Origin of the sequence: Kribbella yunnanensis, from assembly GCF_039529655.1 — a bacterium.
Taxonomy (GTDB): domain Bacteria; phylum Actinomycetota; class Actinomycetes; order Propionibacteriales; family Kribbellaceae; genus Kribbella; species Kribbella yunnanensis.
The window spans coordinates 243,232-255,831 of the sequence record NZ_BAAANF010000027.1; the positions used below are offsets into that span (position 1 = coordinate 243,232).

Annotated in this window: 9 protein-coding genes; 5 read left to right on the forward strand and 4 right to left on the reverse strand. The window is 68.0% G+C overall.

The features are described 5' to 3' along the window. A complete protein-coding gene (locus tag ABD231_RS38660; protein WP_344164199.1) occupies positions 1-783 on the reverse strand; it encodes a hypothetical protein in 783 nt (260 codons plus the stop codon). A 151-nt stretch (positions 784-934) separates the two neighbouring features. On the opposite strand from ABD231_RS38660, the gene ABD231_RS38665 reads away from it, so the two are divergent. Beyond that, entirely contained in the window at positions 935-2,209 is a 1,275-nt protein-coding gene (locus ABD231_RS38665) for a YncE family protein (RefSeq protein ID WP_344164202.1), read from the forward strand. Here the strand turns inward: ABD231_RS38665 and ABD231_RS38670 are convergent. Continuing rightward, a complete protein-coding gene (locus ABD231_RS38670) occupies positions 2,206-2,820 on the reverse strand; it encodes a VOC family protein (protein WP_344164205.1) in 615 nt (204 codons plus the stop codon). The two genes, ABD231_RS38665 and ABD231_RS38670, sit on opposite strands and share 4 nt — an antisense overlap. Before the next feature lie 114 nt (positions 2,821-2,934). On the opposite strand from ABD231_RS38670, the gene ABD231_RS38675 reads away from it, so the two are divergent. The 3 genes from ABD231_RS38675 (at position 2,935) to ABD231_RS38685 (ending at position 7,957) form a co-directional block, all read left to right on the forward strand. Next, entirely contained in the window at positions 2,935-4,215 is a 1,281-nt protein-coding gene (locus tag ABD231_RS38675) for an alpha/beta hydrolase (protein ID WP_344164208.1), read from the forward strand. Further along, positions 4,212-4,991: an SGNH/GDSL hydrolase family protein gene (locus tag ABD231_RS38680; RefSeq protein ID WP_344164211.1), complete on the forward strand. Its 780-nt coding sequence runs from the start codon at positions 4,212-4,214 to the stop codon at positions 4,989-4,991. The genes ABD231_RS38675 and ABD231_RS38680 overlap by 4 nt, the downstream gene beginning before the upstream one ends. Positions 4,992-5,068: 77 nt before the next feature. Next, the gene (locus ABD231_RS38685; protein WP_344164214.1) at positions 5,069-7,957 is read left to right on the forward strand and encodes an ATP-binding protein; all 2,889 of its coding nucleotides are present in this window, start codon (positions 5,069-5,071) and stop codon (positions 7,955-7,957) included. On the opposite strand, the gene ABD231_RS38690 is transcribed toward ABD231_RS38685, so the two are convergent. Continuing rightward, the gene (locus ABD231_RS38690) at positions 7,947-9,755 is read right to left on the reverse strand and encodes a S8 family serine peptidase (RefSeq protein WP_344164217.1); all 1,809 of its coding nucleotides are present in this window, start codon (positions 9,753-9,755) and stop codon (positions 7,947-7,949) included. The genes ABD231_RS38685 and ABD231_RS38690 overlap by 11 nt on opposite strands. A gap of 142 nt (positions 9,756-9,897) precedes the next feature. On the opposite strand from ABD231_RS38690, the gene ABD231_RS38695 reads away from it, so the two are divergent. Continuing rightward, positions 9,898-11,262 (forward strand): PKD domain-containing protein, encoded by a 1,365-nt coding sequence (locus ABD231_RS38695; RefSeq protein WP_344164220.1) that lies wholly within the window; start codon positions 9,898-9,900, stop codon positions 11,260-11,262. A gap of 118 nt (positions 11,263-11,380) precedes the next feature. Here ABD231_RS38695 and ABD231_RS38700 read toward each other — a convergent pair whose 3' ends face one another. Beyond that, complete coding sequence (locus ABD231_RS38700) at positions 11,381-12,487, reverse strand: GDSL-type esterase/lipase family protein (protein ID WP_344164223.1); 1,107 nt, start codon at positions 12,485-12,487, stop codon at positions 11,381-11,383. Positions 12,488-12,600: the final 113 nt, after the last annotated feature.

Sequence of the window (12,600 nt, forward strand, 5' to 3'; positions counted from 1 at the left end):
TCAGTACGCACACAACACGCGCGCCTGAAAGAAGGTGTCATCGCCTTCGCGTTCGGAGGCGACTTCCCAGCCAGTGATCGTCTCGGTCGGGCTGAGCACCCATTGACCCTCGACATTCGGCCCCAGCGCACCGCCGCTCACCACGTCGGTGCCCGCCGGGCAGTACAAGGTCGCGGAGATGAACGAGTCGGTCATGTGCTCGCCGCGCGTCGTCTCCCACCGGCGCGCCGTCAGCCCTTCGGCACAGATCACCTGCACGTACACCCGCTGCTGCACTGCGGTCGTGTTCCGGTAGCTGGCCTGCCAGCCGTAGTCGTAGTACGACGCGAAGTTCTTCAGCGGCATCGAGGGGTCGGACGCGTAGGCGCCACCACCGAGGAAGGTCCGCGAACGAGCGGGACAAAGATTCGAGGCGGAGCCGATCGCACCCGGAGCAACGTCCGTCCAGGTGGTCAGGGAGGTGAACTGGGTCAGCCCACTCCAGCACGCGATCGTCACGTTCAGGTCGCGGGGATTCTCCTGCCAGACGATCAACTCCCAGCCCGCGCCGTTGCCCACCGACCGGCTGCCGGAGATATGCGGCACACCGTCGCCGATCACGCCGCCGCCCGTGGCCTTCATGCCGGCCGGGCAGTCGAGGCGGACGGTCTGGTATTTCTGGCCGTTGTACGGGATCGGGCGCCAGTACACCTCTTGGCGTGGCACCGCGCTCGCCGGCGCCGTCAGCGTGCCCATCGTCAGCACCACACCGAGCAGAACAAGCAGGACTCTTCGCATCGCCATCTCCGCACTCCTTTGCCGACTGTGTCGGACCAGTCGATCGGAGCGGCGCTTCAAGGAGGTCTCATGATGATCTCGCCCCTGGAAAAGTGAAGGTACCTCACGGTAACCTCTTGCTCACCCAACGTCCCGCCGCCCCCTGGGAGAGTTGTCGATGAGTCTCTTGCCCGTACGCCGTTCTGTTGCTCGCCATGCTCGTCCGCGGAGCAGATGGCATCGGCCGCCGTTGATCGGGCTGGTGCTGGCCGGTCTGGCCGCCGGGAGTCTGACCACTGCCGCCTCGGCCGATACTGCGGCGTTGCGACCGGTGATGTTTGTCGGGAACAACTGGGAAGGGACGGCCGACGTCCTGCAGCCGGCCGGGGGTTTCGCCAAGATCGGGCGGGTCAACATGGTGCCCGACAAGGCCGAGCGGCTGACCGAGATCTACCTCAACCCGATCAAGCTCGGCTTCTTCCTCGGGATCCGCAACGGTCCTGGCGAGGGGCATGACCAGCTCGTCGACGACCTCTACAGCAGCCCGGACGGTACGGCGATTGTCGCGTCCCGGCCGAGTTTCGCCGATGTGGTGTCGATCGACATCGCGACCGGCGCGGTGAAGTGGCGGTTCCCGGTGTCGGGGTTCCGGGCCGACCACATGGCGTTGTCGCCGGACGGGCGGCGGGTCGCGGTGTCCGCGTCGACCTCGAACACCGTGCATGTCCTCGACGCCGCGACCGGGGCTGAGCTGGGCTCGTTCCCGACCGGCGACAAACCGCACGAGAACGTGTTCACCTCCGACGGCAAGATCTGGAACTCCGCGATCGGTGACGTCTACACCGCCCTCGACGGTCCCGGCTGGGACTGGACCAAGGGCGACCGGAAGATCACGGTCGCCGACGCGACGACGTACCAGGTGGTCAAGGTGATCGACATGCGCGACCGGCTGAACGCGTTCGGCCGCAGCGACCTGTCCGACGCCGTCCGCCCGGTTGCGTTCACGCCGAACGAATCCAAGCTGTACTTCCAGGTGTCGTTCTTCAACGGCTTCCTCGAGTACGACGTCGCCTCGGACACCATCACGCGTCAGCTCGAACTCCCGAAGAACCCGAATACCAGCGAGGACCGGACCACCTGGGTGAACGACTCCCGCCACCACGGTCTGGCGATGAACCCGGCCGGCACGAAACTCTGTGTCGCCGGAACCATGGACGACTACGCAACGATCGTCGACCGCGCCGCCCTGACCCACGGTCCGCTGGTACCGGCCGCGAAGCCGTACTGGTCCACGATCAGCGGTGACGGTCAGAGCTGCGTGATCTCCGAGAGCGGCGCCGACCAGATCACCGCGATCAGCTTCGCCACCGGCCAGAAGCAACTCTCGATCCCGGTCGGCGACCACCCGCAACGAATCCGCCTCGGCCGCGCCCCGACGAGCTGGCCGAACTAGGAGACGGCGTACTCGCCGCGCGGGCCGCGGAAACTCGCGGTCAGCGCGGCCGGTCCGGTGCTCAGCTCCAGACTCGTCGACAAAGCCCGCAACGCCGCGCGCAGCCCATCGGCGTCCGGGTGGGAGGCCTGCAGGCTCACCAGCTCAACAGTCGGCAACGTCGCGGTCGGGTGCGGCGTCGTCCCCCAGTCGATCAGGAACGGGACCAGACCGTCGTACAGATAGTCGGGAGCCACGCTCACCCGCCAGCTGAGCAACTCACCACTCGGCGTCTCCCGCGACAGCGGCTCGATCCGCCCGAGATCGGTCCCGGCCGCCCGCGCGGTCGCCAGCACGCCGTCGATGTCGGCGGGATGAATCGCCCAGGTGATCAGCCGCCCGGCACCAACACTGCCGAAGTCGAACGCCGGCTCCCGGTTCGCGTCCAGGTCGGGTCCGAGCAGTTCCAGGTACGTCGTCCCGCCGAGCCCGACCAGGAAGTTCCGCGTCCCCCACCGCTCGTGCCGACCGCCCTCGACCGGTTCGACTCCGGTCGCGGCGGCGAAGCGCTCAACCGTGTCGGCCAGATCGGCGGTTGCCAGGACAAGGTGATCGAGCAGCTCAGCGGGCATGCCCCAAACCGTACGACGCTCAGGGTTCGATGTGATCTGGGAGACATCGGGTGTGCCAACCGATCGCGGAACCTCGGCGTCACCCGGATGGACTGTTCGAATCGGGAGGCTGAGATGGGGCTGGCTGAGGTGTCGCTGCTCGGGGGCTGGTTTCCGGTGGCGCTGGAGTTGGTGGCGGCAGGATTGCTGGTGACGGCGATCGGATGGCGGGACAGGCGCTGGCGAACGCGCGTGCTGCCGCTGGTGATCGGGCTCTCCGCGGTCGGCGCGCTGCTGGCGTCGTACCCGGGAGCGGAGTTGGCCGGGATCACGGACCCGCTGCCGTTCGGGGTGTGGTTCTGGTTCGGGGTCGGCCTGACCGCGCTCGTCGTACTGATCGCAGGCTGGCAGAGTGCGCAGTGGTGGCGGCGGGGAATAGCGGTCCTCGCGATCGGTGTTGCCACTGTCGTGTGCGCCAACCAGGTCAATCAGTTCGTGGGTTACTACCCCACGATTGATGCCGCGGTGAGCGACTGGACCGACGCGCCGCTGCCCGGCCAGGTGTCGATGACGGGTCTCGCGCAGGATTCCGGCGGGCACACCCTGCCGAAGGCGGGCAAACTCGTGTCGGTCGACATCCCAGCGACGTACAGCGGGTTCGACCACCGCGCGGAGCTGGTCTACCTGCCGCCGGTGTGGTTCCGCAGCAAGCACCACCCCGCGTTGCCGGTGGTCGAGGTGATCGGCGGCGAGCGCGGCGCGCCCCACGACTGGGTCCGGCTGGGCAATGCCGTCCATGTCGCCGACGCGTATGCCCAGCGGCATCACGGCTTTGCGCCGATACTGGTGTTCGTGGATGCGACGGCCTCGTTCGACAACGACACCGAGTGCGTCGACGGCCCGCGCGGGAATGCCGCGACACACCTGGACCGTGACGTCCCGCAGTACGTCGAGAAGACGTTCGGAGCGTCCCGGAATCCGGCTCAATGGGCGGTCGCCGGGTTCTCGATGGGTGGGACGTGCGCGATCGACCTGGTCGTCGAGCACCCCGATACCTTCACGCACTTCGTCGACATCTCCGGTGATCTGGAGCCGAACAGCGGCGACGACCACGACACTTTGATCCAGTTGTACGGTGGCTCGGTGGCGTCGGAACAGGCCAATGAGCCGCTGAAGGTCATGCAGGCGCACGGGAAGTACACCGGCGTCAGCGGCATGTTCCTGACCAGCACCGCCGAGAAGACCCACCAGCGCGAGGCCCACCAACTGTCCCGTCAGGCGGCCAAGGTCGGGATCCCGTCGACGGTCCAGGTCTCCCCCGGTTCGCATGTCTGGCAGTTCGCCGGCCCGGCGTTCGCCAAGTCCTTCCCCTGGCTAGTCAGCCAGCTCACCCCAACCCACCATAGGTCGGCGTGACGCGCAGACTTCTCTTCCTCGCCGTCACGTTCGCGCTGGTCACCCTGACCGTCGCGGCGGACGCGCGACCCGCAACTCTCGAAATCCCCGCCGGCAACCTGAGCGTGCTCGCGCTCGGTGATTCGGTGACGTCGGGCTACCACTGCAACTGCGACGCCTTCCCCGCCGAGTACGGCGACCTGTTGGCGCAGCGCAACGGCACCGGCGTCACCGTCCACAACTTCGGTGTCGGCGGCATCGACTCCGAGGACCTCCTCGAGGAGCTCGACCGCTCCAGCTCACAAGCAGCCCAGGCCGCCACCGACGCCGACTACGTCCTGCTCACTATCGGCGCCAACGACTTCGCCGGCCACGAGGACGACGTCACCGCCGGACGCTGTACGACGGAATGCGTCACCGAGGAATTGGCCGGGCTGACGGCCAACCTGCGCGACATCCTCGACCGCATCACCGAACTCGACACCCACCGCACCCCCGAGATCCTGGTGACGGGCTACTGGAACGTCTTCAAGGACGGCCAAGTCGCACGCAACCTCTACCCGCAACAGGGCCAGAACGCGACCGAAGCCCTGACCCAGGCGACCAACCAGGTGATCGCGACCGCCGCGCAGGCCGCCCACGCGACGTACGTCGATCTGGCCACGCCGTTCGAGACCGCGCCTGACATCACCAACCTGCTCGCCCCCGACGGCGACCACCCGAACGCGGCCGGCCACGCCCTGATCGCCGACCTGCTGCTCAAGGCCACCCCACCAACCCGAAAGCTCACGGGCTGAGGTCCTTCCGCGACGATCGGTGACGAACTAAGGTCCCCTCAACGATGTAACCCCCTCGCCGCCCCGAGGAAGTGACCATGCCTCGCTCGTTCCTGCTGCGCACGAGCTCACCTGTTCTGGTGGGCCGGAGCGAAGAGCTCGAGGTGCTGGTCTCGACCGTGCCGCGACGCTCGACCGTGGTGATGATCGAAGGCGAGGCCGGGATCGGGAAGACCCGGCTGGTCGACGAACTGCTCGCCCACCCCGAGGTCGCCCGCCTCAAGGTCCTCGTCGGGCACTGCCAGCCGCTGCGCGAACCCTTCCCGTACGGCGCTGTCATCGAAGCCCTGCGGTCCCTGGCTCCGCGCATCACGCCGACCCGATCGGCCTCGGCTGACATGAGCACCGGCGTGGGCATGCATAAGGCGCCCGCCACCAGCCTGGAGATGCGCAAGGCGCACACGAACATGACCCGCCTGCCCACGCTCAGCCCGCTCGCGGGAGCCCTACGTCCGCTCCTCCCCGAGTTGGCCGACCTCCTCCCGCCACAACCCGAACCGATCGGCGACCCGCACGCCGAGCGGCACCGGACCCTGCGCGCGACCCGCGAGGTGCTCGCCGCGATCGGCCCAGCGGTCCTGGTCGTCGAAGACCTGCAGTGGGCCGACGACGGCACCCGCCAACTGCTCCGCTTCCTGATGGCCGACCCGCCACCGAACCTCTCGGTCGTCATCACCTACCGCCGCGAGGACCTCGCCGGTCACCTCCCCCTCGGTACGGCGTACCGTCCGCCCGACCACGTGGCCGGCATCCTCCTCCAACTCCGCCCACTCGACGTCGACGCCGTACGGGTCCTGGCGGCCGCCATCCTCGAGCACGAGCCGGTGAGCGAGGAGTTCGCCGACCGCCTGCACGAGCGAACCGCCGGGATCCCCTTCGTCGTCGAAGAGCTGCTGCGTTCCCTCCACGGCACGGCCGCCCGGCTACCCGACGAGGTCGAGGTCCCCGTCCTGCTCCGCGACGCGTTCGCCGACCGTCTCGCCGGACTCCCCGACCTCGCGCACCGAATCGTCCACGCAGCCGCAGTCCTCGGCGTACCGGCCGGAGACGAACAACTCTCGGTCGTCGCAGGCATCGACCCCGAACACGCCGAGCTCGCGCTCATCCAGCTCGCCCGGGCCGGCGTACTCCACGAGACCCGCCCGAACCGGTACGGCTTCCGCCACGTCCTCGCTCAACAGGCGGTCTACGACTCCCTCGAAGGACCCGCCCGCCGCCAACTCCACCTGGCCGCGATCGACGCGTTGCGCGGCACCGAGCCGCCCCCACTCGTGCAGCTGGCCGAACACAGCCGCCGGGCAGGCCGCCGTACCGACTGGCTCCGGTACGGCGAGGAGGCGGCCGACCGAGCCACCGAAGTCGGCGACCCCGCCGTCGCCACCGGCCTCCTCCAGCAACTGCTCGCCGAACCCGACCTGCCGACCCGCGAGGTCGACCGCCTGGCCACCAAGCTCGGATCGGTCGCGTACGCCGGTCTCGATCAGCACGACCCGGTCGCGACCCTGGACGGCGTACTGAGCGACCATCGGTTGTCGACGGCAGCCCGCGGCGAGGTCCGGCTGTTGCTCGGTCGGCTGCTCGTCCGCCAGAGCGGGCGGATCACCGAGGCCCGCCAGACGATCGGCCAGGCCGTCGACGAACTCGCCGAGCGCCCCGACCTCGCCGCCCGCGGCGCCGCCCTGCTCGGTACGACGTTCATCGGCGACACCCCGTTGGCTGAGCACCTCCCCTGGCTCGAGCGCGTCGAGGAGTACCTGGTCAATTGCGACCAGCCCGAGATCCGGTTCTCGCTGCTCGCCAACCTGCTCGGCTCCCGACTGTCCATCGGCGACCCGGACGTCCTGTCCGATCTGACCGCCCTCCCGACCACTGTCGAGTCCCAGGCCGAACGCCGCCAGCTCGCCCGCACCCGCTGCAACCTGGCCGACTCCTGTACGACGATCGGCCGTTTCGACCAGGCCCGCGAATTCCTCACCAGCGGGATCCGCCTGGCCGCAGAAGCCGGCAGCCCCTTCGTGGTCAGCACCGCCCGCTCCACCGAGGTCCGGCTCGACTGGTACACCGGCAACTGGTCCGGCCTCGCCGAACGCGCCACCCGGCTGCTCGGTGAGTACCGCGACTTGTTGCCGGTAGCAAGCGAACTCTCGCTGGTCCTCGGCCTCCTCGCGATCACCCGCGGCGAGTGGCCGGCCGCAGCCGAGCACCTCGGCCGCACCGGCGTGCACAGTCCAGCGGACGCGATCACCCCGATCGCGATCGGCGGTTTCGCCGGGCTGGCGCGGATGTGGTTAGCACAGGACGACCTGGCAGCCGCCTCGGCCATCGTCGAGCGCGGTCTGCAACTGGTCCGGCGCAAAGACGTCTGGGTCTGGGCCGCCGACCTCGTTCCGGGCGCCGTGAGCACGCTGCTCGCGACTGGTCGGGTCGCCGAGGCCGGTGCGCTGACCGACGAGTTCGCGGCCGGGATCGCTGGCCGCGACGCCCCGCTCGCGCAGGCTGCGCTGTCATCCTGCCGGGGCGAGGTGACTGGGGACGCAGAGCATTACCGATCGGCAGAGGCGTCGTACCGGGCACTGGATGCCGTCTACTTCGCCGCCCAGGCTGCGGAGCGGGCCGAGAGCCGCGACCTGCCCGCGCTGGCCGACTGGTACGACGTACTGGGCGCGACCCGTGATGCAGCCCGCTGCCGGCACGACCTGCGCTCCCGCGGTACGCCGGCTCCGTCGCGGCGCGGTCGCCGGGGTTACGGGCTGGAGTTGTCGCCGCGGGAGCAGGATGTCGCCCGGCTCGTGTCGCAGGGCCTCACCAACCGCGAGATCGCCGAGGTGCTGTTCCTGTCACCGCGAACGGTCGAGCAACATGTCGCGAAGGTCCTGCGCAAACTCGGAGCGGTTTCCCGCTCCGAGCTCGGCCGCATTACTGGCTGAAACAGAAGCCCTGAGCTCCGACACTCCAGCACTGGATCTGCTTGGATGCACTGCTCGTGTTGCCGCTGCGGTCGGTCACCTTCAGCTCGGCGGTGTAGGTCTTCTGCGCGTTGCCGTAGGTGTTGCTTGTCGTTGCACCGGACCCGGTCTTGCCGTCACCGAAGTTCCACGCGTACGACGCGATGTCGCTGTCCGGATCCGTCGAACCTGAACCGTTGAAGCTGCACACCGCCCACTGGCACTGCACCGTGAACGACGCTTTCGGCGGCTGACCCGCGGGCGGCGCACCGGCCTGCACCTGCTTCGTCGTGGAACCCGTCTTCCCCGCGTCGTCGGTCACCGTCAGCTTCACCGTGTAGGTGCCGGCGGTGCTGTAGGTGTGCGACGGCTTGGCGCCGGTCCCCGTCTGGCTGTCACCGAAGTCCCACGCGTACGATGCGATCGAGGGCGCCGAAGCGGTCCCGTCGAAGGCACAGGTCAGCGAGTTCGCACAGTTCGCTGTGAACGAGGCAGTCGGGCCGCCCGGCTGACCACCACCGATCTTGCTGACATCGAGCAGCTTGTTCGGCGAACCCGCGCCCGGGTTCTGCACCTTGCCTTCCTGCGCCATGTTCACCAACGCGTCGCGGACCTGCGCCGGGGTCGCACTCGGGTTCGCCGACAGGTACATCGCCGCCGCGCCGGTCACATGCGGCGCGGCCATCGACGTACCGGACATGCCTTTGCTGCCGCTGTTGTTCGAGTTGCTGGCCGACGTGATGTTGCCACCGGGCGCGAAAATGTCCACACATGAGCCGATGTTGGAGAAACTCGACCGGCTGTCGTTGGAGTCCGTCGACGCGACAGTGATTGCCTCTGGCACCTTTGCCGGACTCGGCGTACAGGCACTGCCGCCGTTGTCATTGCCAGCAGCAACTGACCAAACGATGCCGGAGGCAATGGAGTTCTTGACGGCCCGGTTGATGCCTTCGGGGTCCGCGTTCGCGCCGCCCGAGGTCCAGCTCGCGTTCGCCACGGCCGGTTTCACCGCGTTCTGCGTGACCCAGTCGACGCCCTGGATCGAGTCCGCGTCAGGGGCGTTCCCATCACAGCCGAGCACCTTCACCCCGACCACGGTCACGTCCTTGGCCACGCCGTACGTCTCGCTGCTCGACGTACCGGCGGTGTGCGTGCCGTGGCCCTGGTCGGTGGCGTTCTTGCACTCGTTGACGTTCGCGTCCTCGTCGACGAAGTCGTACCCGGACTTGGCCCGGCCCTCGAACGCGACGTGGTCGGTGTTCAGCTCGGAGTCGGTGTTGTAGACGGTGACACCGGAGCCGGTGTTCGGGTACTTGTAGACGCTGTCCTTGACGCCGTCGATCCGGTCGAGGCCCCAGGACGGCGGATTCGGCTGCTCACCCGCGGCCGCTTTCCCGGCAACCACCTGCGCGCCGAACATGTTGCCCTTGGCATCGGCCCGGTGGACCCACAACGACTGCTGCACGAACTCGACCTTCGGATCAGCCGCGAGTCGCCGCGCCTGCCCCTCGGACATCTTCACGGCGAATCCACGCAGGGCCGCCGAATACACGTTGCGGATCGTGCCGCCGTACCGATCGGTCAGTACGTCGGCCTCGCCCCCGACTGTCGATGCGGCGGCCGACGTACCGCCGTACAGGCCGACGATGTACAGACCGGGGACAGTGTCCGGTGCACCGGCGTTCAGCACGGTGCCGGTGGGCACCGCCTGGACCTGACCGGCGCCGGCCACGACGAGCGCCAAGGTGGCGGCGAACAGCCCAATGGACTTTCTACGCATGGTTCCTCCTTCGGATCTGCAGCCACTGTCGAGGCGTGCGATCCGCGGAACAATCCGTAGTCGGGTAGGTAGTAATAGATGCGTAGCCCTACCTATCCCTGCGCGGATTGTTCGGTCCCCCGCCGCTGGTGATCCTGCGGTCATGAGACGACTACTGGCAGCCCTCACCACGTTGATCGCATTCAGCCCCGGACTCGCGTACGCCGCCCCACCGTCGTACGACGCAGTCCTGCCGAACGAGAACCCGCCGACCACCCAGATCATCGGCGGGCAGCAGGCCTACGTCCGGGACCACCCGTTCATCATCGCGATGCTCCGCGAAGGCGGTTCCCGCCCACAGGGCCAGACCTGCACGGCGGCCGTCGTCGCGCGCCGCGTGATCGTCACGGCCGCGCACTGCAAGGACGGCGCCGGCGCGAAGTCGATGCTGTACGGGTCGGACGACCTGACGAAGCCCGGCGGAACCAAGCTCGCGGTCAAGGAGTACCTGCAGCATCCGAACTACCAGCCGCCGAACGGCTGGCAGCAGGGCTGGGACGTCGGCATCGTGGTCACCGAGACCGACATCCCGGTCCCGGCCGGCTACCAGTACCCGCGCGTCGCGAACTCCGCCGACGGCACCCTCGACGACCCCGGCAAGAAGGCGCTGCTCCTCGGCTACGGCCGGGTCCGCGACGGCGAGAACGAGTACGGCCACCTGAAGAAGGTCGAGAACTACCCACTCGTCGACGGCCGCAACACCTGCGGCTCCTTCGGCTCGTTCAACGACGCCTACATGATCTGCGCCGGCTACGCCGACGGCCACGACGGCATCTGCCAAGGCGACAGCGGCGGCCCGATGCTCGTCGAAGGCGTCGTCATCGGCGTCGCCTCCTGGGTCAAGACCGGCTGCGGCAGCTACGGCGCCTGGGGCAAACTCACCGGCGTCATGGGCGACTGGGCCAACGAAACCATCAAGAAGTACAACGACCCCGACGCCCCCACCGCCTCCTTCACCGCCGACTGCGCCAACTCCCTCACCTGCACCTTCGACGGCTCAGCCTCAGCACCGTCCATCGCCTCCTACGCCTGGGACTTCGGCGACTCCCAGACCGGCACCGGCGCCACCCCGTCCCACACCTACGCCACCGCCGGCACCTACACCGTCAAACTCACCGTCACCGACACCGCCGGCAAAACGGCCTCGACAACCAAGCAGGTCCAAGCCGGCACCCCACCCACCGGCCAACCACCGAAAGCCGCCTTCACAGTCCAATGCCAATGGGCAGCCTGCACCTTCAACGGCTCGGGTTCGACCGACCCCGACAACGACATCGCGTCGTACACCTGGACCTTCGGCGATGGCAAAACCGGCACCGGCGCAACAACCACCAACACCTACCCCAACGCCCAAAAGACCTACACCACCGAACTAAAAGTCACCGACCGAGCCGGCAACTCCAGCACCGCCACCAAACAAATCCAATGCTGGAGCGTAGGAGCCCAGGGCTTCTGCTTCGCCCAGTGAAGTAGCCCAGCGGCTCCTCGGACCCACCTGGTCCTGGGAGCCGTTGCGCCTTCCCCTCCTGACGCCGAATCGCCCAGCGGTTAGACAAGAACTCTTGCACAATACACATTGCAGAGCATCAGGCCGTTGGTACCGGGCTGACGTCGATCGCGTCGAGCTCGCTGTAGCAGTCCCCCTTGGTGAACCGGACTACGTTCTGGCCGGCATTGAGGGGGACGTCGACGGCCGACACCGCGAGCAGGTCCCAGCCGTACGACGGGTAGACGGCCGTGGACTGTGGTCCACCGTTGGCGGCGACGTTGTGACTGCAGTTCGTGCCCATGCCGTTGGCGGCGCAGGCGCGGATTCGGTAGTTGCCGGCTGTTGGGACCTGGAAGGTGACGGCGACGACGCTGTCGTCGAAGTCGATGTACCGCGCCTTGCCGCCGCCGGATGCCGAGGTGATCCGACCGGTCTGCACGTGCGTGAGGGTCGCGTTCGCCGTCTGCTCGGCTTCCAGCCTGACCAGGGGCTGACCGGTGAGAGCGCCGTACCAGAGGCCGGCGGCCTTCGACAGCGAGCCGTAGTTGGGGTGCAGCGCGTCGGCCATGTCGAACGGGTTCGAGAAGGCCTGGTTCGTGTCCACGAACGTCACCTTCTTGCCCGCGGCCGCCTTCGCCGACGCCATCGCCGGGATGGTCGCGTTGAACGCGTCGACGTGCGCGTCCTTCAACTCGTCATTGATCGGCGGAATGCTGCTCACGAACGTCTGCGTGTTCGGCAACGTCTGCGCGATCGTGTCCAGCAACGTGGACAACCGCCCCGGCGCAGCCCCCGACGACGCATCCGTGTGCATGTCGTTCGTCCCGATCATCAACGTCACGACATCCGGCTGATACGTGTTCAGCCAGCCGACGACACTGCCCTGGATCATCTCGATCGTCCAGCCACCGTGCCCCTCGTTGTCCTTGTCCGCCAACGCCGCCGACCCCGAACTCGCCGACCCGACAAAGTCCACCGGCCGCCCATCAGCCCGCAACAACTGCCACAGGTCCGTCCGATACCCACCCTGCGCAGCATCGGCCCCCGCCGTGATCGAGTCCCCGATCGGCATCACCTTCGTCGGCACAGCCCGCACCAGCGGAACCGCCGGCTGAGCCGCCACCGGCGCCTCCCCCGAACTCACCCCAAACCCCAACACCGAACCAACCAACGCAACCGGCAAAGCGCGCAACACTCCACGCATAACACTCCTCCTCAAGGCGGCTCCCCCGATCCTCAACCACCCCCACCCACCCCACAATCCTTTCCAACTCCACCGAACCCTCCCCCCACTCCCCCAACTCCCCCCACCCCAAC

Excerpts from the sequence above, each read along its gene's own strand:
- ABD231_RS38700 (WP_344164223.1), bottom strand. The coding sequence starts at position 12,487 with ATGCGTGGAGTGTTGCGCGCTTTGCCGGTTGCGTTGGTTGGTTCGGTG.
- ABD231_RS38675 (WP_344164208.1), top strand. The coding sequence starts at position 2,935 with ATGGGGCTGGCTGAGGTGTCGCTGCTCGGGGGCTGGTTTCCGGTGGCG.
- ABD231_RS38685 (WP_344164214.1), top strand. The coding sequence starts at position 5,069 with ATGCCTCGCTCGTTCCTGCTGCGCACGAGCTCACCTGTTCTGGTGGGC.
- ABD231_RS38665 (WP_344164202.1), top strand. The coding sequence starts at position 935 with ATGAGTCTCTTGCCCGTACGCCGTTCTGTTGCTCGCCATGCTCGTCCG.
- ABD231_RS38670 (WP_344164205.1), bottom strand. The coding sequence starts at position 2,820 with ATGCCCGCTGAGCTGCTCGATCACCTTGTCCTGGCAACCGCCGATCTG.
- ABD231_RS38695 (WP_344164220.1), top strand. The coding sequence starts at position 9,898 with ATGAGACGACTACTGGCAGCCCTCACCACGTTGATCGCATTCAGCCCC.
- ABD231_RS38690 (WP_344164217.1), bottom strand. The coding sequence starts at position 9,755 with ATGCGTAGAAAGTCCATTGGGCTGTTCGCCGCCACCTTGGCGCTCGTC.
- ABD231_RS38660 (WP_344164199.1), bottom strand. The coding sequence starts at position 783 with ATGGCGATGCGAAGAGTCCTGCTTGTTCTGCTCGGTGTGGTGCTGACG.